Source organism: Pseudomonas sp. CBS, assembly GCF_024734645.1.
GTDB lineage: Bacteria > Pseudomonadota > Gammaproteobacteria > Pseudomonadales > Pseudomonadaceae > Aquipseudomonas.
The window spans coordinates 2918078-2943177 of record NZ_CP102929.1 but is presented as its reverse complement, the minus strand read 5'-3'; the positions used below and the strand labels follow the sequence as shown (position 1 = coordinate 2943177).

Genomic DNA, 25100 nt, shown 5'->3' with positions numbered 1-25100 from the left:
TTTTATCGCATTCCAATCAGCGTTTCGCGGCGCCTGGGCGGTACATTTTGAACAGCGCTTCCGGCCCCAACTGAAAATAATCCGCCGGGCCGCCTCCACGCAGGATCGGCTCGGCGGCAGCCGTGTCGTACACCCCGTCTTTCAACAGCCACTTGGCGATATGCACCGCGACCACTTCGCCAAGCACCAGCCAGCTCGGCACCAGCTCCTTGTCGGCGCGCTGCAGCTGAATGATCTGCGTCACCTTGCACTCGAACGACACCGGGCTCTCACCCACGCGAGGCACGGCGATCACCTTTGAAGCCACCGGCGTCAGGCCCGACAATTCAAACTCGTTGACCTCGGGAGAGACCGGCGCGCAACTCTGGTTCATCTGTTCGGCCAGCGGGCGGGTGGCCAGGTTCCACACGAATTCGCCGGTCTGTTCGATGTTGTTCAGGCTGTCTTTGCGCCCGACGCTGGAGAACCCAATGATCGGCGGAATGTAGTTGAACGCATTGAAGAAGCTGTAGGGCGCCAGGTTCAGGCGGCCCTGGCTGTCGTGGGACGAAATCCAGCCAATCGGGCGCGGGCCGACGATCGCATTGAACGGGTCATGGGGCAGGCCGTGGCCGTTGGCGGGTTCGTAGAAATGGATATCGTCGGACATGGCCGGGTTTCCTGCTGGTGGTTCGGGGAAGGGCATCATAGTGCACTCAGGTGGAGTGTTCGCCAATGAAAAAGGGGCTGCGTCATGCACTGACGCAGCCCCTTTTTTATCTCGGCAGAACCCTTAGTCCGTGGTAATCCGCGAATGCTTGCGGGTGTCCTTCATGGTCACATACACCATCAGCGATACTGCAATACAGGCCGTCACGTACCAGTAGTAGCCGGTTTCCATGCCGATGCTCTTGAACCACAGCGCGATGTATTCAGCGGTGCCGCCGAAGATCGACACGGTCAGCGCATAGGGCAAGCCAACACCCAGGGCGCGGATCTCAGTCGGGAACAGTTCAGCCTTCACCACGGCGTTGATCGAGGTATAGCCGCTGACGATGATCAGTGCGGCCATGATCAGGAAGAACGCGCCCCACCAGGTCTGGATGGTGTGCAGGGTGGTGAGGATCGGCACCGTGAACAGTGTGCCGAGAACGCCGAAGGCGATCAGGATGGGCCGGCGGCCAACCTTGTCCGACAGCCCGCCGATGATAGGTTGCAGGCACATGAACAGGAACAGTGTCGCTGCCGAAATGGTGGTGGAGTCGGAGATGCTCATGCCGACGGTGTTCACCAGGTATTTCTGCATGTAGGTGGTGTAGGTGTAGAACGCCAGGGTGCCGCCCATGGTCAGGCCGACCACGGTCATCAGTTCCTTGGGGTGGCGCATCAAGGTGCGCATCGCGCTTTCCTTGGCTTTTTCTTTCTTGGTGAACGACTCGGTTTCTTCCATGCCGCGACGCAGGTACAGCGCCACTACCGCACACAGGGCGCCGATGGCGAACGGGATGCGCCAGCCCCAGTCGTACAGTTGCTCGGTCGTCAGGGTCTGTTGCAGCACAATCAGCACGCCAAGGGCGATGAGCTGGCCGGAGATCAGGGTCACGTACTGGAAGCTGGAGTAGAAACCACGACGTTCCTTGGTCGCCATTTCGCTGAGGTAAGTGGCGGAGGTGCCGTATTCGCCACCTACCGACAGGCCCTGCAGCAAACGGGCAAAGACCAGCAGGATCGGCGCACCGATACCAATGGCCTCATAGCCCGGGCTCAGGGCAATCAGCAATGAGCCGAAGCACATCAGGTACACCGAGGCCATCAAGGCCTTTTTACGCCCGACTTTGTCGGCGTACAGGCCCATCAGCCAGCCACCGATGGGACGCATCAGGAAACCCACGGCGAAGATCGCGGCGGTGTTCAAGAGTTGGGCGGTGGTGTCGCCTTTCGGGAAAAAGGTCTTGGCGAAGTACAGCGAGAAAGCAGCGTAGACGTACCAGTCGTACCACTCGACCATGTTGCCGACCGATCCGCTGAAGATCGACCTGATACGGTTGGAGGTGGTGCGTTCTTTTGCCGGCGCAGCCGCCGACCCTACAGGCAGGGAGTTGGAGTTATCCATTTAAGGATCCTTCATCTAATTGTTTTTGTGGAGCGCGCCCAAGCGCAGCCTGGCTGGGCTATAGCAGGAGCTGTGCCAATCAGATGAAGGCCCGGTCTAGAGGGGTTGCAGGATTTTTTTGAGCGGAAAGTTGCTGATGATTAAAGGGTGATGAGCGGAAATCCGCCGACGAAGATCGCTCCCACGCTCTGCGTGGGAGTGCATCCTGTGATGCTCCGCGTCACGATTTTAAGGCGGACGCGGAGCGTCCAGAGCTGCATCCCCACGCGGAACGTGGGAACGATCGGGTTAGAGGAACGTGTCTCGCGCCAAGCCATGGCGCTGCATTTTTTCATTGAAGGTGCGCCGAGGCAGCTGCAGTTCGGCCAGCACCGCCTTGATATCGCCCTTGTGCCGAGTCAGCGCGGCTTTCAGGCAATGGGCTTCAAACGCTTCTTGCTGCGCCGCCAGCGATTGCCCGGCTTCGATGCCTTCCGGCTCCGGTTCACCCAGCCCCAGCACCTGGCGTTCAGCGACGTTGGCCAGCTCTCGTACGTTGCCCGGCCAGTCATGGCTGAGCAGGCGGCCCAGGGCCGGCCCGCTCAATGGAGTGAAGCTGCGGTCCAGGCGTTCGGCGGCGCTTTGCGCAAAGTGTTCGAACAGCAGCGGAATGTCTTCCCGGCGTTCCCGCAGCGGTGGCAGGCGCAGTTGCGCGACGGTCAGGCGGTAGGCCAAATCCTCACGAAAACGCCCGGCGCGGGCTTCGTCCAGCAGGTCGGGCTTGGTGGCGGCGATGATCCGCAAGTCCACCTTGATGCTTTGATTGGAACCGAGCCGTTCGAGTTTTTGCTCCTGCAACACCCGCAGCAATTTCACCTGCTGGGCCAGGGGCATGCTTTCAATCTCATCGAGAAACAACGTGCCACCGTCGGCATACTCCAGCTTGCCGATACGCTTGCCCTGGGCGCCGGTAAACGCACCACTTTCATGGCCGAACAGCTCGGCTTCAAACAGTTGCTCGGGAATCGCCGCGCAGTTCAGCGCCACAAATGGCTTCTTCGCCCGGGGGCCGAAATCATGCAGGCAACGGGCGACCAGTTCCTTGCCGCTGCCGGTTTCGCCGCGAATCAACACATTGACTGGCAGGCCCGCCAGGTCCAGCACTTGCCGGCGCAGGTTCTGCAAACCGCGCGACACCCCGAGCAGGCTCGATTCCAACTGGGCCCGGTGATCGGCCTGCTGATGCAGGCGGCGGTTTTCCAGCACCAGCCCGCGCTTGTCCAACGCCCGGCGCAGGCTGCTGAGCAGGGCCTCGGGGCTGAAGGGTTTTTCGAGGAAGTCGTAGGCGCCGTCACGCATGGCCTCGACGGCCATCGGCACGTCGCCGTGGCCGGTGAGCAGAATCACCGGCAGGTCGGCGTCGCGCCGCTGCACTTCAGCCAGCAACTCCAGGCCGCTGAGGCCGGGCATGCGCACGTCGCTCAGGATCACCCCGGGAAAGTCCCTGGGCAATTGCGCCAGGCATTCCTCGGCACGGCTGAACAACTGCACCTCAAACCCCGACAGGCTCAGCCATTGCTCGACGGCCGTGCGAATGCTGGCTTCGTCATCGACCACAATCACCGAATTCAACATAGGTCTGGCGTCTCCAGCGCGATAGGCAAGGTCAGGGTAAAGATCGCCCCGTCACCGTGATTACCGGCGCTCAGGCGGCCGCCGAGTTCGTGGACGATAGCGTACGACACGGCGAGCCCCAAGCCGAGCCCGTCGCCCACGGGCTTGGTGGTGAAGAACGGGTCGAACACGCTGTTGAGGTTTTCCTCGGCAATTCCGCCACCGCTGTCGCTGACGGTCAGGCACCACAGCTGCTGATCGGCATGCAGGCGGATTTCCAGGCGTTTGCGCGGTTTGTCGGCCATGGCGTCGAGGGCGTTGCGCAGCAGGTTGATCAGCACCTGTTCCAGGCGGATCGCGTCGCCCCGTACCCAGGCCGGGCGGGTCAAATCCAGGACGGTGCCGATGGCTTCGTCCCGCAGGCGCGCGTCGAGCAAATGCAGGGACTGGTCCACCACCGTGGCCAGGTCGAGGCGTTCGCGCAGGCCGCTGGGGCTCTTGCGGGCGAAGGTCTTGAGGTGGCCGGTGAGGGCGGCCATGCGGGTGAGCATGTCGTCCAGCGGGGTCAGGGCCTGGTAGGCGTCGTCCACCCGGCCGTGATCCAGCAGCAGCCGCAGGGTCGCCAACTGCATGCGCTGGGCGGTCAGTGGCTGGTTGATTTCGTGGGCCAGGGCCGCGGACATCTGCCCCAGCGCTGCCAGCTTGGCGGACTGCACCAAACCGTCCTGGGCGGTACGCAGGGCGCGGGTGCGTTCCTCCACCAACTGTTCAAGTTCCTCACGACTGCGCTGGCGCAGGCGGGCGAGGCGCCAGCGCTGGGTCAGGAACAGTACCAGGAACACCAGCGCCAGCCACGAACCGGCGGCGGCCAGGCCGGCGTTGCGTTGGTCCTCAAAGGCAACCTGTGGTTTGCGCAACAAGTGCAAGGTCCAGCCTTCGGCTTTCAGCGGCAGGGATTCCCAGATGTAGTTGGCCTTGCCGTCGGGGCCGTCGACGCGCATCAGGTGGCTGTTTTCGTCGAAGCGCTGCAGGACTTCGGCGTCCAGCGGCAGCAGTTGTTTCTTGTCGTATTGGCGGGTGGCCTTGAGTTCGGCATGGTCGTTGTCCGACAGTGGGCGAAGCGCGCGGTAGCGCCAGCCCGGCTGATTGGCGATAAACACAATGCCCCGGGCATCGCTGACCAGCAGCAGGTCGTTGCCCTGGGCCCACTCGCGTTCCAGTTCCGGGAACTCCAGCTTGACCACCATGGCGCCGAGGAATTGTTCGTTCTCGCCGACCACCGCACTGGAGAGGAAGTACCCCGGAATCCCGGTGGTCACGCCCACGGCATAAAACCGCCCGGTGCCCTGGCTCAGGGTCTGGCTGAAGTACGGGCGAAACGCGTAGTTGTGCCCCACATAACTGCTGGGCAGGTTCCAGTTGCTGGCGGCCACGGCCAGGCCATTGCGGTCCATCAGTTCCAGGGTGGAAGACTGGGCGGCGCCGTTGATGCGCTCGAGCTTGCGGTTGAGCAAATCCTGGGTGGCGGCGTCCAGCGGGCCCTTCAAGGCGCTGATCATTTCCGAGTCCAGGGCCAGTACGGCGGGCAGGGCGCGGTAACGTTCGATCAGGGTGTGCAGGGAGTTGCCATAGAGCATGAGCTGCTGATTGGCGCGGGCAGCGTCATCCACCAGGGCCAGGCGTTCGGCGTGGCGAGTGGCCAGGGCGGCAGCCAGTACCGCGCCGGCGATGATCAGCAAGGAGTAGAAGGTCAAACGCAGCGGGCGGGGAATCGCAATCATACGAAGATGAACAGTGCAATTAGGGGCGAGCACCATAGCACGCAGCGCCTGGTTGTTGTGGCGAGGGAGCTTGCTCCCGCTGGGACGCGTAGCGGCCCCAAAAAAATGGGAGCGCTACGCACTGGAGCGCCAGCCCGGTCCAGCGGGAGCAAGCTCCCTCGCCACAGTGAGAGGTGCATGGCACAAAAAAGGCGACCGTAGTGGTCGCCTTTTATCCTTGCAGGGGAAATGCTTACTGCACTTCTACCGCCAGGCTTTCACTGATCTTTTTCTGCCAGATGGCAGGACCGGTGATGTGTACCGACTCGCCCTTGCTGTCCACTGCAACGGTGACCGGCATGTCTTTCACGTCGAACTCGTAGATCGCTTCCATGCCCAGCTCGGCGAACGCCACGACGCGGGATTTCTTGATGGCCTGGGCCACCAGGTAAGCTGCGCCGCCCACTGCCATCAGGTAAACCGCCTTGTGGTCCTTGATCGCTTCGATAGCGGTCGGGCCGCGCTCGGATTTGCCGATCATGCCCAACAGGCCGGTTTGCTCGAGGATCTGGCGAGTGAACTTGTCCATCCGCGTGGCCGTGGTCGGACCGGCAGGCCCCACCACTTCTTCGCGTACCGGATCAACCGGGCCGACGTAGTAGATGAAGCGACCCTTGAGGTCCACCGGCAGGGTTTCGCCCTTGTTCAGCATCTCGACCATGCGCTTGTGCGCCGCGTCGCGACCGGTGAGCATCTTGCCGTTGAGCAGTACGGTTTCGCCCGGCTTCCAGCTCTGCACGTCTTCCGGGGTCAGGGTGTCGAGGTTGACGCGACGGGCCGACGGGCCGGCTTCCCAGACGATTTCCGGGTAGGCGTCCAGCGGTGGCGCTTCCAGCGACGCAGGGCCCGAGCCGTCGAGCACGAAGTGCGCGTGACGGGTGGCGGCGCAGTTGGGGATCATGCACACCGGCAGCGAGGCCGCGTGGGTCGGGTAGTCCATGATTTTCACGTCGAGCACGGTGGTCAGGCCACCCAGGCCCTGGGCGCCGATGCCCAGTTGGTTGACCTTCTCGAACAGCTCCAGGCGCATCTCTTCGATACGATTGGACGGGCCGCGCTTTTTCAGCTCATGGATGTCGATGGATTCCATCAACACTTCCTTGGCCATTACAGCGGCTTTCTCGGCGGTGCCGCCGATGCCAATGCCGAGCATACCCGGCGGGCACCAGCCGGCGCCCATGGTCGGAACGGTCTTCAGCACCCAGTCGACGATCGAGTCGGACGGGTTGAGCATGGCCATTTTCGACTTGTTCTCGGAACCACCGCCCTTGGCGGCCACGTCCACTTCCACGGTGTTACCCGGGACGATGGAGTAGTGGATCACGGCAGGGGTGTTGTCCTTGGTGTTTTTACGCGCGCCGGCCGGGTCGGCGAGGATCGAAGCCCGCAGCACGTTTTCCGGCAGGTTGTACGCTTGGCGCACGCCTTGGTTGATCATGTCGTCCAGGCTCATGGTGGCGCCATCCCAGCGCACGTCCATGCCGACACGTACGAATACGGTGACGATGCCGGTGTCCTGGCAGATCGGGCGGTGGCCGGTGGCACACATGCGCGAGTTGATCAGGATCTGAGCCATGGAGTCACGGGCCGCTGGCGACTCTTCGCGCAGGTAGGCCTCGTGCATCGCCTGGATGAAGTCAACGGGATGGTAGTAGGAAATGAATTGCAGGGCGTCGGCAACGCTCTGAATCAGGTCGTCTTGCTTGATCACGGTCATGAGTCGCGCTCCTCTATAAGGGAACATTCAATAAAGGTGTCTTCAGTAGGGTGAATCGGTCGGCTGAAGGCACCTTTCCAAGGCACGCCGTATGGTGCTGGCGCGACGCTAAAAAGGCGCGGCAGTATAACCCGCCGCGGTGGCCGATACACCCGACTATGGTCATGAATGCCGGTCCCGGTTCACTGCAGGAACGAGCTGGCTCGCGAAAAACGTGAATCTGGTGGGTTTCGTCAGGCCGCCCGCGTTATCGTTAGCGACCTTCGCGAGCAAGCTCGCTCCTACAGTTGAAGAGTTTTATGCCTGAACTTCACGTCGGCGCACGCCACTGGTCGGTAGCCGCCGGCAGCAACCTGCTGGATGCCCTGAACCAGGCGGGTGTGGCTGTGCCCTACAGCTGCCGCGCCGGTAGCTGCCATGCCTGCCTGGTGCGTTGCCAGGGGGACCTTCAGGACAATCAACCCGATGCCCTGAGCCCGGCGCAACGCCAGGACGGCTGGCGCCTGGCCTGTCAGTGCCAGGTCGTGGCTGATTTGCAGGTCGAGGCATTTGACCCACTGCGTGATGGGCTGCCCGCGACGGTGCTGAGCGTCGATTGGTTGAACCCGACGGTGCTACGTCTGCGGCTGCAACCCGAGCGCAGCTTGCGCTACCGGGCGGGGCAGCATCTGGTGCTGTGGGCGGGCAGCATTGCGCGGCCTTACTCTCTGGCCAGCCTGCCCCAGGACGATCCGTTTCTCGAGTTTCACATCGATTGCCGCCTGCCCGGCGAGTTCAGCGACGCCGCCCGCCAGTTCAAGGCCGGTGACAGCCTGCGCCTGGGCGAACTGCGGGGCGGGGCGTTGCAGTACGACCCCGACTGGCAATCCCGGCCGCTCTGGCTGCTGGCCTCGGGCACCGGACTTGGCCCCTTGTGGGGCGTGCTACGTGAGGCCTTGCGCCAGGATCACCAAGGCGCCATCCGGGTCATTCATCTGGCCCATGACGCTGACGGTCATTATCTGGCCGAGCCACTGGCGCAGTTGGCTGCGGCGCATCCGAACGTGACGGTCGAGCTATGGACGGCGGCCGGGTCGACTGACGCTTTGGCGCAACTGCGGCTTGTTTCCCGGCAAACTCTGGCCTTACTCTGCGGGCACCCTGCCAGCGTCGAGGCCTTCTCCAAGCGCCTGTTCCTGGCCGGACTGCCGCGCAATCAACTGCTGGCCGATGTGTTCCTGCCCCGTGGTTGAGCGCTGAATTTTCCAGCCGCGAGATTTGCCATGACCGATGCCATCCTGCAGCAACGCGAACGCGGGTTGCTGATCCTGCAGCTCAACCGCCCGGACAAGAAAAACGCCCTGACCCGCGCCATGTACAGCCAACTGGCCGAAGCACTGGAGCAGGCGGATGCCGATACCAGCGTCAACGCCGTGTTGATCCAGGGCAGCAGTGAGTGCTTCACCGCCGGTAACGATATTGGCGACTTCCTTGAACAACCGCCGGCTGATCTCGACACTCCGGTGTTTCACTTCATGCGCAGCTTGCTCAATTGCCGCAAGCCGGTGATTGCGGCAGTGGCGGGCGTGGCGGTGGGGATTGGTACGACGCTGCTGCTGCATTGTGACCTGGTGTATGTCAGCCGGGACGCGCGGCTGCGCATGCCGTTCGTCAACCTGGGGCTGTGTCCGGAGTTTGGTTCCAGCTTGATCCTGCCGCGCTTGCTGGGGCATGCCAAGGCAGCGGAGTTGCTGCTGTTGGGTGAAGGTTTTACCGGTGAGCAGGCTGCCGCTTGGGGCATTGCAACCGAGGCATTGGGCAGCGGCGAATCGGCGTTGGCCAAGGCGCGGGAAGTCGCCGCACGCTTTGAAACCCTGGCGCCGGGCGCGGTGCAGGTTAGCAAGCATCTGATGAAAAGCGTTGATCGCGAGCAGTTGCGCAGGGTGATCGAGGAGGAGGGGGCGTTGTTTACACAGCGGTTGAAGTCGCCGGAAGCGATTGCGGCGTTGTCGGCGTTTATCGTTCGGCGATGAGTGTGTGGTGACTGTTCGGACGTCTTCGCGAGCAAGCCCGCTCCCACATTCGACCGCATTTCTTCAGGATGTACGCGGTTAAATGTGGGAGCGGGCTTGCTCGCGAAGAGGCCAGTAAAGCCAACACACAAGCCAATCTGGAATGCAAAAAGCCCCGCCATTTACATGGCGGGGCTTTTGTTTTTCAGCCTGTCACTCAGACCATGGGGTCGCCAACGTGCAGGATCTTCATGCCGTTGGTGCCGCCGATGGTGTGGTAGCTGTCGCCCTTGGTCAGGATGACCCAGTCGCCTTTCTCCACGACGCCGCGCTTGAGCAACTCGTCGATCGCGGCCTGGCTGACTTGCTCAGGCGGCAGCGATGCCGGGTCGAACGGTACGGTGTAGACACCACGGAACATGGCCGCGCGGGCCTGGGTTTCGCGGTGCGGGGAGAATGCGTAGATCGGGATCGAGGAGCGGATGCGCGACATGATCAACGGCGTGTAGCCACTTTCGGTCAAGGCGATGATCGCTTTCACGCCCGGGAAGTGGTTGGCGGTGTACATGGCGGCGAGCGCGATGCTCTGGTCGCAGCTTTCGAAGACCTTGCCGATACGGTGGCTGGAGGTCTTGCTGGTCGGGTGCTTTTCAGCGCCGACGCAGATGCGCGCCATGGCCTGCACGGCTTCCAGCGGGTACGGACCCGCCGCACTTTCAGCCGAGAGCATTACGGCGTCGGTGTAGTCGAGCACGGCGTTGGCCACGTCGGACACTTCGGCACGGGTCGGCATCGGGTTCTGGATCATCGACTCCATCATCTGGGTCGCAACGATCACCGCTTTATTGTGGCGACGTGCGTGCAGGATGATTTTCTTCTGGATACCGATCAGCTCTGCGTCACCGATTTCCACGCCGAGGTCGCCACGGGCAACCATCACGGCGTCGGACGCCTTGATCAGGCCGTCGAGGGTTTCGTCATCGGCCACGGCTTCGGCGCGTTCGATCTTCGCCACCAGCCAGGCAGTACCGCCGGCTTCGTCGCGCAGTTTACGGGCGTATTCCATGTCGGCGGCGTCGCGCGGGAAGGAGACCGCGAGGTAGTCCACTTCCATTTCGGCGGCGAGCTTGATGTCGGCCTTGTCTTTTTCAGTCAGGGCAGGAGCGGTCAGGCCACCGCCGCGACGGTTGATGCCTTTGTGATCCGACAGCGGGCCGCCGATGATCACGGTGCAGTTCAGTTCGGTCGGGGTTGCGGTGTCGACGCGCATCACCACGCGACCGTCGTCCAGCAGCAGCTCGTCGCCGACGCCGCAGTCTTTCACCAGGTCCGGGTAATCGATACCCACGACTTGCTGGTTGCCCTCGGTCAGCGGATGGCTGGTGGAGAAAGTGAACTGGTCACCGATCTTCAGCTCGATCCGCTTGTTGGTGAATTTGGCGATACGGATTTTCGGGCCTTGCAGGTCACCCAGCAATGCAACGAAGCGGCCATGCTTGGCGGCCAGGTCACGCACCAGCTTGGCGCGAGCCTTGTGCTCGTCCGGGGTGCCGTGGGAGAAGTTCAGACGGGCAACGTCCAGGCCAGCCAGAATCAGCTGTTCGAGGACTTCCGGCGAGTTACTGGCCGGGCCAAGGGTGGCGACGATTTTGGTACGACGGACGGACATGCACGGACTCCTGAGTTCAAGCGCTGAGGAAGGCTACTATGCTCTTTGGTTGTAGTCATTGTTCGTTTGCACTACTTATCGATGATTCGCTTGTTTTCACTCTGCAGGAACAGATGAACAACCTTGAAGATTTTCGATGAAGGGTCGATACACTGCACAAGACAGGAGAACCCCCATGCGAATCGTGATCATTGCTGCCCTGGCCGTCAGTGTTGTCGGCTGCACCCGTTGGTCGATGGACCATCATTTGAACAACGCGTACCGCGCCTATGGCGTCGGCGATTGCCAACGGGTCACCCTTGAGTTGTCCCAGGTCGACCGTGAGAGCCGTTCCCGGCGCTATGTGCAGCCGGAAGTCTCGATGCTGCGCGGGCAGTGCCTGGAGCGCCAGAAATTGTTCGTCGATGCGGCGCAAACCTATCAGTTCATCATCAGCCAGTACCCGGCGAGCGAGTACGCTTTCCGTGCCCGCGCTCGCCTGGACACCCTGCAACAACTGGGGCATTACTCCGGTGCGAGCGCCGCCCAGCCGCGTCCCGCGTCGTTGTGATGATATTTGTCATGCCGTAGCTGGCTCGTTGCCAGTCTTGGGCTAACCTTTGAATGTCAGTTTGTATAAGTTTCTATTCAAACGGATGGAGTTCCCGGATTTGGCAGCTGTAGAAGTGGCAACGCGTTTGCGGTTGTCGCACCAATATTCGGGGAGAGCGGGCCTTTGGGCTCGTTTCGAATCACTGGAGCGGCCACAATCATGGCCATTGGATGGCGACCTCATCATGTTTACTCCCCGACGGATCGAGCGACATCAGTTACCTTGCTTCCTTCAAGTGTTCAATCGCCTGACGGACAAGCCCATTGGCTATTTGGGCAATGTCTCCGCGCAGGGGCTGATGTTGATCAGCCAATTGCCCATGATGGTCGACGTGGAGTTCGAGCTGCGCTTGAAGATCCCGGGGCCTGAGGGCCAGGTACAGTCGGTAGACCTCACGGCTGCCTGCCTGTGGTGCCATGAGGATATAAACCCCATGCATTACGACTCCGGGTTCAGTGTGTCCCACGCGCCCGCCGAATATGCAGAGGTGATCAACGCACTGTTGAGTTACTTCAGCTTTGATCCCTTGCAGGCCTCTGCCTAGGCGCCGTGCACCAGCATTCATAGCACGCCGGCTTTTTTCCAGCCCAGGTAACGGGTCACCAGGGCAGCCCCCAGTTCCGAAGGCAGTGTGTCCAGAACCGACAGGCCGTGGGCGTTCAAGCGGTCATGGAGTTCGTCCCGGGTGTTGAGGTAGTCGACATTCCCGCAATAGGCCAGGGCTTCGGGCAGGGTTTGCACGGGGGCCTGGCGCAACTGGTCAAGGACCTCCTCCCGCAGGCTGGCAACCAGTACCCGGTGCTGGCGACTGAGGCGTTTAACGGCGCTCAGCAATTCTTCATCATCCTCATCGCGCAAATTGGTCACTACGATCACCAACGAACGGCGTTTCTGTCGAGCCAGCAGTTGGTTGGCGGCTGCCTGGTAATCGGCCGTACGCCGGGAAGTGTCCAGGTCATATACCGCATTCAGCAGCAGGTTGAGCTGGCCACTGCCCTTGACCGGGGCCAGGTAGCGCGGCTGGTCGCAGGCAAACGTGCAGAGCCCCACGGCATCACCTTGGCGCAGGGCGACATAGCTGAGCAGCAGGCAAGCGTTGAGGGCGTGGTCGAAGTGGGACAATTCGGCGTCCTGGCTGCGCATGCGCCGGCCACAATCGAGCATGAACATGATCTGCTGGTCGCGCTCGTCCTGGTACTCGCGGGCAATGGGCGTGCGTTGCCGAGCAGTGGCTTTCCAGTCGATCTGGCGCAGGCTGTCGCCCTCGCGAAACTCGCGCAGTTGATGAAACTCCAGGCCCAGTCCGCGTCGTTGGCGCTGGCGTACGCCGAGCTGGTTGAGCCAGTTGTCCACCGCCAGCAGCTGCGCGCCATACAGGCGCGCGAAGTCCGGGTAGACCCGGGTGGCATCGCTGACGTCTATCAAGCGCCGTGCCGACCATAACCCCAGTGGGCTGGGAAGGTGGACTTCGCACCGGGTAAAACTGAAATGCCCGCGCCTTTGAGGTTTTAACCGGTAGCCCAATTCACTCTGCTCGCCGGGCCGCAGGTCGATGGACTGTGGCAGGTTCTCCACCGTCAAACCGTCCGGTACATGATCGAATACCTGGACCACCAGTGGCTGGGAACAGTCGTGGTCCAGCGTCACCCGCACCTCACCCCAGCGACCCAGCGCCAGGCTCCCGGGCATCTGCCGTCGCACGCGCGGGGACGGGCGGCGACGCAAGCGGCCGGCATCCAGCACGGCCAGTAACAACAGGGCCAGCAACAGACCCCACGTCACGGCGTGCAGGGTATCTGGCACCTTGACCTGCAGCGCCCCCAGTGTGCCGAGCAGGATGCTCAGGCCCAGCAGCATGCCGAGCCAGATCAATAGCAGGCGGGTCGGTCTCATGGGCGTGTCATTGCCGAGGCGCCGGGACTTGGTCCAGCAGTTGCTTGAGCACCTGGTCGACTTCCAGCCCGTCGATATCCAGCTCCGGGGCAATGCGCACCCGATGGCGCAGCACTGCCAGGGCGCAGCCTTTGATGTCGTCCGGGGTAACGAACTCGCCCCCGCGCAGCAAGGCCCTGGCTCGGGCGCCACGCACCAGGGCGATGGAGGCCCGAGGGCCCGCGCCGATGGTCAGGCCTGGCCAACTGCGGGTGGTGCGGGCCAGGCGTACGGCGTAGTCGAGTACCTGCTCATCCAGCGCCAGTTCACTGGCGATCTGTTGCAGCTGCAACACATCTTCGGCGTGCAGCACCGTTCGCAGGGGTTGCACGTCGAGCATGTCGGCCCGGGACGAACGGGTGACTTCGCGCACCATGTCCAGTTCCTGCTGCGCGTCGGGGTAGTCCATGCGCACCTTGAGCATGAAACGGTCCAGCTCGGCCTCGGGTAACGGGTAAGTGCCTTCCTGCTCGATGGGGTTCTGGGTGGCCAGGACCATGAACGGTTGGCCGATGGGCAGCGCCTCGCCTTCGAGGGTTACCTGGCGTTCCTGCATGGCTTCCAGCAACGCCGCCTGGGTTTTCGCCGGGGCACGGTTGATCTCGTCAGCCAACAGCAGGTTGGTAAACAACGGCCCCTTGCGTAGCTTGAACTGCTCGGTATGCAGGTCGTACACGGCATGGCCGGTCACGTCGCTGGGCATCAGGTCCGGGGTGAACTGGATACGTGCGAACTCTCCACCAAAACAGCGCGCCAGGGCTCGTACCAGCAAGGTTTTGCCCAGGCCAGGAACACCTTCAAGCAGTACGTGGCCACCTGCGATCAACGCCGTGAGCACGTCATCGATCACCTGCTCCTGGCCGATGACCGCCTTGCGCAGTTCGACGCGCAAGGCCTGGGCCAGTTGGCTGGCGCGCTGTATCGGGTCTGCGGCTGGAAATTCGCTCATTGGTTCCGGAGCCTTGCTAACTGTTAGGTCTGGATTATCTTCCATAAATCAATCACTTACTCAATCTAACGGTTTTAGGTAAGATTTTGGCCGGTACGCCTTTTTTGGTAACGGTGCTCACGTTCACAACTCTTGTAGACCGCTAACGGTAACCTACTCCACCCCCTCATCCGCGCCAGAATCGTTAGCATTAATCCTCTTCCAGTATCGATGGACAGTCGATAGAGCTAGGCCGGTCTCGCGTGCAATCTGCGATTGATTCATCCCTGCCGCTTTAAGCTCGCGAACGACGCTTTCGCTCTGTCTATTCTGAGGCTTGCCTGGGTTACGGTGGGCGACCTCTCCGTCAGGGAGCTGTTCAGCAAGAATTCCCAGACCTCCTTCTTTCTCGAAAGCACGGAGCTGCTTTAAAGCAGTCTCCATAAGAGCGGGATAGGGGGTATTTAGCTTTTTGGACATGCATAGAGCTAGGAGCGCTAGAGGGTCTATTCGAAGGCCCTCAGCAAGGCTCTCGAACTTCTCAAGAGTGATGCTTGTTTCGCCACGCTCGAGGGCGCTGAGCTTGGATTTCGCGGAGGCGTCGGAAAGATCTTCGTGTCGAAGCTGACGCTGCAGGCGCAGGGCCCTGATTGCGCCTGCGAGAGCGATTCTAAGTTGCATGGCTCACTCAAAAGTCAGGATATAGCCACACAGGAGGGTTTCCGTTAAATATCAAAATGAGGTAGTATTGCGCATAGCTTGATTTGAAAGCAGAATCCACCAGCCCTTTGTATGCATCCGCAAAGTCGTTCTTGGCAATTTATGGAAAATGTAGGTGAGCGGTCAGCCGCCATGGAGTGCAGCGGGCTGGCCCTTCAGTGAGCCTCAAAGCCTCGTGCGGACGATCTATCGCTCCTAACCAATTCAAGAGGCTGCACATGGTTGAAGTTATTGATGAGGGGCTTTTGGAAGGCAGTGGAGTTCCTTTAGTTGGCTCAGAACTCAGTCTGGAAGACGCAATGGCTGCAGCCAGAAAGCGCTACAAATGGATGCCCCTCTGCGCCGTAGAAGAATGGACAATCCTAGACGCCATCGTCACCGACGACGAGCGAGCTAAAGTAGCCGCCGCAGGCTGCCAACCAATCTTCATGTTTGCCCACAAAGTTGTCGACGATGAGCAGCGCCGTTTCGAACCAGGTCATTGGGTGCGCTCAAGCATGGGCACCGCTTTCAAAGAAGGCTACCTATTCGAAACACGCAACTCCGTCTACGTTTTGCTCGGGCCAGGCCACCGTAAGTCTGCTTCTATCGAAGCGATATTTTCCCTTTTCTGATTACCCACCGGTTCTGCTGGGCAACTGACATGCTCCAGCAGCTTGAGGCGACACATGTTCAGAACCTTAGACAACGACCTGATAGGCGTCCCAGGAATGTTCGGGGAAGGCGTGTCCCATTGGCGCGGAGTCTCAAGGCTGCTCCGAACGCCTTGGTATCACTTAACCCTTAGCGTCGAAAACGAGGGGCGGCTCAGCGAGTGCGCGGTGATGATTGACGACACCCACCAGCTTCAAAAAATGTTGGTAAGCCAAGGTGCGGATTTAGCTATCACCGAGATTATGGCTGTGACGCCATCTTGGATGAATAAGTCCGGGGGCTGGCAGATGGAGCGGTTAACCAGAGTAACCGTAGGTGAGGACAGGTCTGGTTCTGAGGTTTGCTTGCTGGAAGTGGCTAAGGGGGCGGTGTATCACACCTCACACCAGAGAGACTTCCAGATTGAAGCGCTGGCCAACCTGAGGCCCGTCTTTCTCTCAAGCATGATTCGATTAGCCTGAAATTTACCAGTAATCCCCCACGATACCAACGCGCCTGGTTGCGTGTGCAATTCCTGATATCTCCATACAGAACGCAGCCGGAGGGCAATGATGCTCGACACGATAGATGTAAATTTCCACGGAAAGCGCCATACAGATTTCGACCTCTTGCGAATCATAAAAGCGCAAGAGCAGGGCTTCGACTTACCGGTTACCGCGTACCTATGTGGCGTATCCATAAGGGCGCGCGCAGGCATCGGTGTGGTGTTTGGCCACAAGCGGAAAGACCAATACGGGCGGTTCGGAGACGGCCATTTGATCCGCACTTCTGACGTACTCAAAGTTGAGCGCGAAGGCAGATTCTGGGTTATGACGACGGAGAATAGCCGTTATGTATTAGCAACTTTTCAGCGCCAAAATGGCCGCGCCAGCTTGCGTGATTTTTTGCGTACCACTAATGGGCAGTACCATCCGACCCCTCGGATCTTGCAGTGATATTTCATCGGGAGGGCGGGAGGGAGGGAATGTCTCGGCCTACTGTTGTGACTTTGGGATCAAGGTGGCTTCATGCTCCTGAAGAAAGGCGAGGTCGTCTCCATTGCTTCCGCTATCTTTGACGCCTACAGCCGGGAAGGGCCGTTTGTAGCGACCCAAGATTTCGACCTTGGCGCATCCGTTGCCGAGACCGTATCTGCTGTCACGGAAACTTGGGAGATCACCGAATTGCTTTGGGGGCTTCCTCGGTTGCTTGTTGAGCAAGGTCTCCTTGTCGAGCTACCTTGTCGACGAATTCACTTGGGGTCATTGGGTGACGTTGAGCTGACGGAGGAGAAGAAGGACTTGTGATTGGTCGTTTGAGATTAGTTCTCAAGCACTATCAATGAATACGGCTTTGGAGGTTAAGTCGGGCACCGACAGTTCATTGCGTGCCTCTCCGGGGACGGCTGTCATGCACCAAGCCCTGCGTGACTTGGCCCTGGCGGGCTCCCATCCTCACGTCTCCGGCTTAGCGGCCTGCGTGCTCCGCTTGCTTTGACTCGTAGGGTCATATGCCGAACCCTCTTGGCTGGATCGGAAGCGAGTCTTACATTCACTAACGGTCGAGTGCTGGCGCACAATGCTTTAGGCCAAAACCTTTTGCTTTTATAAACGCCGCGTCGTAAACATTGCTCTACCATCGTCCCTTGAGAGACCGTCGTGTCGGAGCAAGCCCCTCGTTATCCTGAAAATACTCCATTGCGTCTCGGCGCATTTAGCCAGTCCGATCATGAACGTGCCACGTCCGGCATTGAGCCAACTTACTCTGCCCTTTCCGGAGCGCTGACGGGACTGGCGAAGGCCGCCTCGGAAGCCCAGGAGTTCGAGGCCGCGAGGGTTTGGTGGCTGCTGGCGGATCTCTGCATGATGATGCTGGACACTAGCAACAGAAATGAGCCCTTCAGGCCCTACCTACTCATTGGTGACCGGCATTCGATGTCACCGGCCAGCATGGTCGATGAAGAGTACGTGTTCTTCAAGGACTTGGTCGACTGCCTCCCTAACGGCCTCTTGAAGGCGAGAGTCTCCGATCTACTCTGGATTACACCTGGCCTCAAGCACATTCGGCACGCCCGGGCCGCCATTGACTGCTATGCGACGGTTCCACTGAATGATGAGGTTTGGTACCAAGAGGGTCGTGAGTGTTTCCAAAGAGCGCTATCCCTGGCGAAGATGATTGGGCCTGGAGCTGAGGGGCGGCTTACGACCCTTACTCAGATGATCATGGACGCAACCAAGCAGGCGATCCACCAAGAACTAGCATTCTCCGTGGGTTTGGTAGAGACGGTCATTGAGTACAGGCTTGACCACCCCGAGGTGCCAGAATTACCTGAAATGATGGCTGAGCTCGGGCAACGCTTCCAGAGCAAGAATGATGTGTTTAGCGCTCGTAGGTGTTTCGAGACAGCTAGCAAAGGTTTTGCGTTGTCCAACCGCGACCTGTTTGCTGTAAAAATGACGGTCGCCGTAGCGCAGACGTGGGTATCAGAGGCGGAGCTTAGGGGGGAGCAAACTCACCCGATTGTGGCGCAAAACGCTTTAGAGAATGCTCTTCAAATCTACCGATCTATTCCAGGAGCGTTTCGAGCTGAATTCGAGGTAGACAAGGTTCTGCCTGTTCTGCGCAAGAGAATTGCTGAGGCCGGTGCCCGCGTGGTGGAGCAGATGCACAAGCTCTCAACGCGCACAGATATCACAAACTTGGTTGACCGTACCAAACACCTTATCGAAGGCCAGTCCTTTGGTACCGCCCTTTATAATCTCGCAAATATGTACCCGTTTTGCTCTCCTGCTGAATCCCGGCAGGCAGCGATAAAGTCACTACGTACAGGGATATTGAGCTCCCTGACAGAGGCAGTCTTCTTTGATGAGACTGGTAGAGTGATTGCGAAACGACCTCCACTGTCCTTCGGCGGCGAACTAACTGAGGAGGATGAATATACAATCCAGGCCAAGATGGTCAGCGAACACTTGCACTTCATCAAGCTTACGGTGAGGGGAGGAGTTTTGCCGGCGCTTGCGATCATCTCAGAATCGCACTGTGTCAAAGAGATCGACATGGTTGAGCTGGCCAAAGCATCTGCTTTCGTTCCTCCAAATCGAGCTCAGATGATCGGTAAGGGGTTGTACTGGGGATTCGTAGGGGACTTTGGTATGGCAGCTCATTTCCTCATACCGCAGATGGAAGCAATCGTTCGACACAGAATGAAGGAAGCTGGTCTCAACACTTCGACGTCCAGTGCTGACGGCATCGTTACCGAAAATGGATTGAGCACCCTAATGGATGTCGAAGGTGTCACCGAGCTGCTTGGCCATGACGTAGCTTTTGAAATCAAAGCTGTGTTCTGCAGCCCGTATGGCCCGAATCTCAGGAACACCTTTGCGCATGGTCTGCTTTGCGACGACCAGTTCTACTCAGAATCTATCGTCTACGCCTGGTGGTTCATGCTCAAGTACATCTCGGGGCCATTTTGGGAGACGGTACCTAGGGCGTAGCGCTGCCCCAGTCGATGGCTCTGTCGCATGCTGCGGGTAGATCCGCAATGCAAAGCGACAGCCGCATGCGGGGGGCAACAAGATTGCGCCTGTACCCCATATTTCCTGCTCCACGGGCAGCACTGACCGGCACGTTGTCGATTAGATCCTGCTAGCGGGTTTGATTTTCAGAGTAAAGAGGACATTGATGAAAGCTACGCTCAAAGCTCATTTGCAGACGTGGATGAACCGGCTGGAGGCTCTGCAGGATACAGAGCACGACCGTCATTCGGATTATGACCCCTATTCGGATTACGATTTTTTCCTGGAATATAAGGTGATGGGGATAGCGACCTTCCTGAAGCAGGTAGCCTACCAAGAGGACGATCTAGATCTGCTTGCATTCGCGTCGAAAGCCGAGATGCAAGTCGAAAGCATGATTCGTGATAACGAAGCTGCAGAGGAGGAGGCTGACCGCGAGCATCAAGAGCTGCAGCAGGAAAGTTATGAGCACGATGAGCGCATCAGGAAGGCGTGTGCCTACCATTTCTACACCGTCCCAGCGTTTTCGATAGATACATCGAAATACGAGGTGATGGTTCAGGATGCTGCATCTAGATTTACTGATCCTTACAAGCTTTCTAGCTTGAGAAGGTATCTGGAGAGTGACCAAGTGCTTGGCAGAGTCTACGAAAAAGTGAAATCCCGCCTAAGACGTACGTTTGACCGAGTGGGTGACTCTCCAACCTTAGAAGAGATAGCTCAGGCCTTTGATGTTGAAATGACGAATATCTATCGGCTAGCCGATGCACACGTCGACCGGACAATCGCCCAGTACGCCCCATAGATGCGGCCCGGGCAGATTGGTAAGTATTCATCGTGATCCTTTTCGACGGGCCATAAAATCGTGAAGATCTTTTACTACCGCATCTGCAGAATTATCGTCGCTCAGCTCTGAAGCTTGGACTCTACGTACCTCGACGCCTTCGTAGGTGAGAGGGATCAGACGCTGGTCTGCTTGTGCGGGCGTCTCGTGATGGTAGGTGTCTCCATCAACCTCTATGACGAATGTCAGCCCTTGGAAAATCACCACAAAATCGGGCTCAAGGCGGTTGTATCGTTTTCCATGCCTAACGAAAACTGGGAGCGGGGCCACAGCCATTTTTGCTCGGCAGAGGGCTTTGAAAAGAGTGATTTCCGCTTGGGATCTAAACAGGAGACCTTGATGTTCTTTAGACGCGATATTGTCGCTACGGACACGGCCCTGATTGGTCACACCTTCACCTTGAACAAACCTCATGGCATCTTCTCGCCATCCATCCTCAGGCTCGTTCACCAGCGGGGATATGTTCACGAAGCTTAGGGCGTGATCGGGAGTCGAGGCGAAAAATGGACTAATAACGCCGGTGATTGCGGTTTTCACTGCTTCTCGATCTTCTTCCGTCATGGCGAAGAAAATTTTCACGTCCAAGCTGATTGAGAGTATCCAATAGCTGATGTTCATGTTGCCTTCATCCGAATCGAGAGAGCATTGTCCAGCTACCAGCACTGCGATGGCTCTAGCATCTCCTTGGATTTTCAGCGCCTCGACGGCAGATGAAACAAGATTCTCGACGGGGAACGGTGGCCACATCTTTTTGCGCCTTCAGTAGACCGACTCAGTAGAGAAGCCGGGCATGTTCAAGAAATTGGTGAGTACGAATTTTTCGTTAGTTAGCGGGCTGATTGCTATGGTCGCATGCTATCAGTGCCCAATGAGTAGCGTGCAATAGCTGGAAGTACGCGTCTAACCACATTCAGCACTGGCGCCAACTGAAAGGCGCTACCTACCTTCAAGCCTACATTGCTTTCACCGAAACCACTTCCACGTATCGGTACTTCTTTACTGACTAGGTGTCTTGCAGTGTTGCTGGCTGCCCGCGCCCCTATCCCAACCTTAAGCTGCTTTTTGCCATTCTTTGGCTACTACTGGGTGACTGCCTACGCTAGGATTGGCTCGCTGCAGCTTCACTTATAACAGGGCGTGCCTGAGAGCCTCAGCCGCCGGTCATGGTTAGCTAGAAGGGATTCGAGCGTTGATACTCAAGCAGATGCGCGTGTGTGGTTTCCAATCGTTCGGCGCAGAGCCGGTGATTATCGATTTCCGAAAGCTAACCTTCCTGATCGGGCCTAACGGTTCTGGAAAAACGGCTACGTTGCAGGCGCTCTGTCGCCTTTTCTCAATTGACCCCAATCAACGGCGGCTGCGCAAATCTGATTTCTTCGTCGCACATGATGAAGAAGAAAGGCCGGATGAGCGAACTCTGTGGATCGAGGCGGATTTTTACTTCCCTGAAATTGCCGATGAGAGCAAGGAGCACCCGACCATCCCGTGCAACTTTGGGCACATGCGGCTGGATAACATCAAAGGCGTGCCGCGCGTACGGTACCGTTTGGATGCCTCACTAGGACTGGACGATGATATCGAGCAGACCCTGCGCTATGTCTCTGAGGTCGACGAGGACGGGAATCCAGTTGCAACGTCGCCCGTACCGCGTGATGAGCGCAATCAGATACAGGTGCACTATCTACCTGCTCGTCGTGACCCGGCAGAGCACATCACCTATGGGACTAATGCGCTTTTAGGCCGACTGTTGCGGGCAGTAAACTGGACGGAGCAACGCGAAAAAATCAGCCAACTGTCTGCAGATATTTCCGATAGCCTCAGCACGAACCAGTCGGTCATCAACCTCGGGGACGGAATAGCTAACGCTTGGGGGAAACTGCACAAAGGCAAGTTTTTCAAAGACCCGAGTCTGACTTTCGTAACCCATGAGATCGAAGCGCTGCTGAGGCATCTCTCAGTGTCATTCACCCCTGGTCACGGGGAACAGCAGGTCGACTTCTCTCGTCTGAGCGATGGACAAAAGTCGATGCTTTACCTGGCATTGGTACTGACCTCCCAGGCAATCGGCAGAGCAGTGCTTAAGGGCGATGATGACTCGTTCGATATGGACAAGCTTAAGCCTGCCGTATTCACCCTGATAGCCTTGGAGGAGCCGGAAAACAGTCTATCTCCTCATTATCTGGGCCGGATTGTGTCGTCACTGAAAGCTCTAGTGCTCGGCAAAGAAAACTCAGATGCGCAAGCGATGATTGCCACACATGCCCCTTCGATGTTGCGTCGGGTAGAGCCAGAGCAAATTCGATATCTCAGGCTTGATGAATCGCGCTGCACGGTGGTTGCCAAGATTAAGATGCCACCGGACAAAAACGGTGAGGCTTACAAGTTTGTTAGGGAAGCCGTGCAAGCTTTTCCCGAGATCTATTTTTCAAGGCTGGTCGTACTCGGGGAGGGGGACAGCGAGGAAATTGTGCTCCCTCGATTACTTGCCGCTGAAGGGCTTATGGTGGATGAGGCTGCGGTTTGCATTGCGCCGCTTGGTGGCCGACATGTGAACCATTTCTGGCGCCTTTTGAGCGGGCTTGAAATTCCATATGTGACCCTGCTGGATCTCGATGTAGCAAGACATGGCGGGGGGTGGGGGAGAATTCACTACGTTGCGACGCAGCTCAATTATCACCGTCCTAACCAGGGATACATGCCCGGCGACCAGCTTGAGAAACTTCCGAAATGGAATAATCCTAAATATAAACTTCTCAAAGTCGAGAAAGACCGTAGTTTGAGGAGCTATATCGCTGAGCTAGAACCATTTGAGGTTTTTTTCTCCAGCCCGATGGACTTGGATTTCGCCATGCTCTGCGCGTTCCCAAAGGCGTTCGGTGTCGAGGCCAAATATCTTGTGACGCCGAAAGTTGGCCAACTCAGATCGGTGCTGGGTGACAGCTTCTATGACGAGAAGCAGTACACCGTGTCAGAGCGCAGTTATTTCGCTGCGTACCACAAATTGTTTAAGTTAGACAGCAAGCCTAAATCGCACATCGAAGCCCTTTCCAATCTCACTGATGATGATCTGAGGGAGGCGATGCCGCCGTCGCTCAAACGACTGGTCAATCATGTGATCAAGATGGCCAGGGAGCTTCACGAATGATCAAGGTCGAAGCCTGGAAACCATCCCATGGAATCGTGCTTGAACCCAATGCAGAGTTTGCAGCGAAGGAGCAAAAGCGCTGCGTGGCCCTGACTGCTGGCCCTGGCTCCGGGAAGTCAGAGCTGCTTGCTCAGCGTGCCGACTTCCTGCTCACAACAGGCGTGTGCCGTTATCCAAAACGCATTCTGGCCATCGCTTTCAAAGTCGACGCCAGTAACAACCTGAAGGAGCGCGTCCGGCGTCGCTGCGGCGCGACGTATGCAGGTCGGTTCGACAGCTACACATTCCACGGGTTGGCGAAGAGGATCATCGAGCGCTTCAGACCAGTATTAGCTGGCGACGATGCTTTGAACTCGGGTTTCAAAGTTGTCGTCAAGGGCAAGGCTCACCCGGTTCAAACTGAATTCAAGGAACTCATCCCGCTTGCCATTAAGATTCTGGATGCCTATCCGGCGGCTATTAACGCAGTACGCCAGACCTACAGCGACGTCTTTCTGGACGAATTCCAAGACTGCACGGATGAGCAATATGAGCTGGTGACGAGGCTGTTTAAAGGATCAGGTCGTCGCGTAACTGCGGTGGGAGACGTAAAGCAAAAAATCATGGGGTGGGCTGGCGCCTTGGAAGGGATATTCGCCGAGTTCGTCGATGATTTCGAAGCCGAGCACCTCAACATCTATCGAAACTTCCGTTCGCTGCCGCACCTGCTCAAACTCCAGAACGAGATCATCAAAGTTCTAGATCCGGACTCAGAAATGCCTGCTCACTTACTCGCCGGTGAGGGGGGAGAGGTACACGTGTTGTCCTATGCGGATTGTGAGGAGGAGGCCAGTGATCTAGCAGAGCGCATCTCCCACTGGGTCAACGTGGAAGGCATTGCTCCTGCCAAAATCGCCATACTCACGCGAATCCAGCCGGAGGCTTACTGCATGCGACTGACCGCTGAGCTAGATGCTTGGGGGATTAGCTATCGAAACGAAAACAAGGCGCAAGACATTTCGACTGAGCCCATCGCCCAAGTCATCGTGGATTACCTGTTGTGCATCTACGGGCTTAGAGAGCCTAAAGCTTGGACTCGTCTCACCCGTCGCATCATTCCGGTAGAGGACGATGCAGAAGGGAAGCTGAAGACCAATTGGAGCCGATACATCAAAGAAGCACGCAAGTCTGCTTCAGCTGATATGGCGACCAAAACGTTTGCCCAACGATGGACACTTTTGGAGGAGTTCCTCGCGATGGCTGGGCCGACGCAGCTAGCCGGGCTTTCCCACGATTACGAGTCCAGGGAGCACCTTCGCGAGCTCATTGAGGACGTCAAGAAATACATTGACGAAGCTTTGGCGAAAGAGCCTGATCTTCTGAAAGCGTTGGCTCAGCTATCTGATGACCAGTCGATTCGAATCCTAACCGTGCACAAGAGCAAGGGGCTGGAGTTCGATACGGTTGTTTTGCTGGGTGTCGAAGACCAGGCCTATTTCGGCAAGGATCATCATGAAGTTCAGTGCACGTTTTTCGTCGGCGTATCGCGTGCAGAAAGAAGACTTGTCGTGACAACGGCTCGTCGTAGAGAAAACCTTGGGCAGGTTAACTACTGGAAATTACCTCGCACAGCTCAGGCAGAATTCTTGGGGTATGTGAACCTTTGGAGAACCCACTCTAACTAAATCTGAAAAACTTTGGTCTATCACTGATCTCTGATGATCTATCTGAAAGACGTACTGACTTGTCTATCGATGAGCCAAACCAGTGAGATTGGCCAGCTATTACTGCAAAAATTGATGCACCCTTGATCTGCAAAAGGCTTGCTCCCTGTTCGCCTAGGCCACCAACGCCCAAAGTAACAGCTTCATATTTTCCAGCGGCGGTTCTCCTTCACAGTCTTAAGTGTATGCGTGTTTTGCTGCCCGAT

At 58.2% G+C, this 25100-nt stretch carries 22 protein-coding genes; 12 read left to right on the top strand and 10 right to left on the bottom strand.

Going from position 1 to position 25100, the window contains the following annotated elements; translation table 11 throughout:
• Nucleotides 1-16: 16 nt before the first annotated feature.
• The 5 genes from NVB75_RS13345 to NVB75_RS13325 form a co-directional block, all read right to left on the bottom strand.
• Complete coding sequence (locus tag NVB75_RS13345; RefSeq protein WP_258347529.1) at nucleotides 17-649, bottom strand: flavin reductase family protein; 633 nt, start codon at nucleotides 647-649, stop codon at nucleotides 17-19.
• A 123-nt stretch (nucleotides 650-772) separates the two neighbouring features.
• On the bottom strand, nucleotides 773-2092 hold the full coding sequence (locus tag NVB75_RS13340; protein WP_258347527.1) for an MFS transporter: 1320 nt from the start codon (nucleotides 2090-2092) through the stop codon (nucleotides 773-775).
• Between the two features lie 288 nt (nucleotides 2093-2380).
• On the bottom strand, nucleotides 2381-3706 hold the full coding sequence (locus tag NVB75_RS13335) for a sigma-54 dependent transcriptional regulator (protein ID WP_258347525.1): 1326 nt from the start codon (nucleotides 3704-3706) through the stop codon (nucleotides 2381-2383).
• Nucleotides 3700-5466, bottom strand: a complete 1767-nt coding sequence (locus tag NVB75_RS13330) for an ATP-binding protein (protein WP_258347524.1) — start codon at nucleotides 5464-5466, stop codon at nucleotides 3700-3702. Before NVB75_RS13330 ends, NVB75_RS13335 begins: the two co-directional genes overlap by 7 nt.
• Before the next feature lie 232 nt (nucleotides 5467-5698).
• Complete coding sequence (locus NVB75_RS13325) at nucleotides 5699-7222, bottom strand: fumarate hydratase (RefSeq protein WP_003214142.1); 1524 nt, start codon at nucleotides 7220-7222, stop codon at nucleotides 5699-5701.
• 299 nt (nucleotides 7223-7521) lie between these two features.
• Between NVB75_RS13325 and NVB75_RS13320 the strand changes: the two genes are divergently transcribed.
• Both NVB75_RS13320 and NVB75_RS13315 read left to right on the top strand, forming a co-directional pair.
• Nucleotides 7522-8454 (top strand): iron-sulfur-binding ferredoxin reductase, encoded by a 933-nt coding sequence (locus NVB75_RS13320; protein ID WP_258347522.1) that lies wholly within the window; start codon nucleotides 7522-7524, stop codon nucleotides 8452-8454.
• A gap of 30 nt (nucleotides 8455-8484) precedes the next feature.
• Nucleotides 8485-9234: an enoyl-CoA hydratase-related protein gene (locus tag NVB75_RS13315; protein WP_258347520.1), complete on the top strand. Its 750-nt coding sequence runs from the start codon at nucleotides 8485-8487 to the stop codon at nucleotides 9232-9234.
• Nucleotides 9235-9430: 196 nt separating this feature from the next.
• On the opposite strand, the gene pyk is transcribed toward NVB75_RS13315, so the two are convergent.
• Nucleotides 9431-10882 carry a pyruvate kinase gene (pyk, locus tag NVB75_RS13310; RefSeq protein WP_017475648.1) on the bottom strand — a complete coding sequence of 484 codons (1452 nt, stop codon included), beginning with the start codon at nucleotides 10880-10882 and terminating at the stop codon, nucleotides 9431-9433.
• A gap of 175 nt (nucleotides 10883-11057) precedes the next feature.
• On the opposite strand from pyk, the gene NVB75_RS13305 reads away from it, so the two are divergent.
• Nucleotides 11058-11432, top strand: a complete 375-nt coding sequence (locus NVB75_RS13305; protein ID WP_258347519.1) for a tol-pal system YbgF family protein — start codon at nucleotides 11058-11060, stop codon at nucleotides 11430-11432.
• Between the two features lie 226 nt (nucleotides 11433-11658).
• A complete protein-coding gene (locus tag NVB75_RS13300) occupies nucleotides 11659-12018 on the top strand; it encodes a PilZ domain-containing protein (protein WP_258347518.1) in 360 nt (119 codons plus the stop codon).
• Between the two features lie 17 nt (nucleotides 12019-12035).
• Here the strand turns inward: NVB75_RS13300 and NVB75_RS13295 are convergent, their stop codons facing one another.
• The 3 genes from NVB75_RS13295 to NVB75_RS13285 all read right to left on the bottom strand — a co-directional run bounded on the left by NVB75_RS13295 (nucleotide 12036) and on the right by NVB75_RS13285 (nucleotide 15015).
• Nucleotides 12036-13367: a DUF58 domain-containing protein gene (locus tag NVB75_RS13295; protein ID WP_258347516.1), complete on the bottom strand. Its 1332-nt coding sequence runs from the start codon at nucleotides 13365-13367 to the stop codon at nucleotides 12036-12038.
• A gap of 7 nt (nucleotides 13368-13374) precedes the next feature.
• Nucleotides 13375-14355, bottom strand: a complete 981-nt coding sequence (locus NVB75_RS13290) for a MoxR family ATPase (RefSeq protein WP_258347515.1) — start codon at nucleotides 14353-14355, stop codon at nucleotides 13375-13377.
• Between the two features lie 153 nt (nucleotides 14356-14508).
• A complete protein-coding gene (locus NVB75_RS13285; RefSeq protein WP_258347513.1) occupies nucleotides 14509-15015 on the bottom strand; it encodes a helix-turn-helix domain-containing protein in 507 nt (168 codons plus the stop codon).
• A gap of 257 nt (nucleotides 15016-15272) precedes the next feature.
• Here NVB75_RS13285 and NVB75_RS13280 point away from each other — a divergent pair, with 257 nt between their 5' ends.
• From NVB75_RS13280 to NVB75_RS13255, 6 genes are all read left to right on the top strand, one after another.
• Nucleotides 15273-15668 (top strand): DUF6957 family protein, encoded by a 396-nt coding sequence (locus NVB75_RS13280; RefSeq protein ID WP_191960278.1) that lies wholly within the window; start codon nucleotides 15273-15275, stop codon nucleotides 15666-15668.
• Nucleotides 15669-15878: 210 nt separating this feature from the next.
• Complete coding sequence (locus NVB75_RS13275) at nucleotides 15879-16169, top strand: hypothetical protein (RefSeq protein WP_258347510.1); 291 nt, start codon at nucleotides 15879-15881, stop codon at nucleotides 16167-16169.
• Nucleotides 16170-16259: 90 nt separating this feature from the next.
• On the top strand, nucleotides 16260-16643 hold the full coding sequence (locus tag NVB75_RS13270) for a hypothetical protein (protein WP_177071326.1): 384 nt from the start codon (nucleotides 16260-16262) through the stop codon (nucleotides 16641-16643).
• Between the two features lie 72 nt (nucleotides 16644-16715).
• Complete coding sequence (locus tag NVB75_RS13265) at nucleotides 16716-16994, top strand: hypothetical protein (protein WP_258347507.1); 279 nt, start codon at nucleotides 16716-16718, stop codon at nucleotides 16992-16994.
• A 351-nt stretch (nucleotides 16995-17345) separates the two neighbouring features.
• Nucleotides 17346-19181 (top strand): DUF4209 domain-containing protein, encoded by a 1836-nt coding sequence (locus NVB75_RS13260; protein WP_258347505.1) that lies wholly within the window; start codon nucleotides 17346-17348, stop codon nucleotides 19179-19181.
• Between the two features lie 187 nt (nucleotides 19182-19368).
• Nucleotides 19369-20007, top strand: a complete 639-nt coding sequence (locus tag NVB75_RS13255; RefSeq protein WP_258347504.1) for a hypothetical protein — start codon at nucleotides 19369-19371, stop codon at nucleotides 20005-20007.
• A 27-nt stretch (nucleotides 20008-20034) separates the two neighbouring features.
• On the opposite strand, the gene NVB75_RS13250 is transcribed toward NVB75_RS13255, so the two are convergent.
• On the bottom strand, nucleotides 20035-20793 hold the full coding sequence (locus NVB75_RS13250; RefSeq protein WP_122595320.1) for a hypothetical protein: 759 nt from the start codon (nucleotides 20791-20793) through the stop codon (nucleotides 20035-20037).
• A gap of 442 nt (nucleotides 20794-21235) precedes the next feature.
• Here NVB75_RS13250 and NVB75_RS13245 point away from each other — a divergent pair, with 442 nt between their 5' ends.
• A complete protein-coding gene (locus NVB75_RS13245) occupies nucleotides 21236-23191 on the top strand; it encodes an ATP-dependent endonuclease (protein ID WP_258347501.1) in 1956 nt (651 codons plus the stop codon).
• Nucleotides 23188-24855, top strand: coding sequence for an ATP-dependent helicase (locus tag NVB75_RS13240; RefSeq protein WP_258347499.1), 1668 nt, complete (start codon nucleotides 23188-23190; stop codon nucleotides 24853-24855). The genes NVB75_RS13245 and NVB75_RS13240 overlap by 4 nt, the downstream gene beginning before the upstream one ends.
• Nucleotides 24856-25100: the final 245 nt, after the last annotated feature.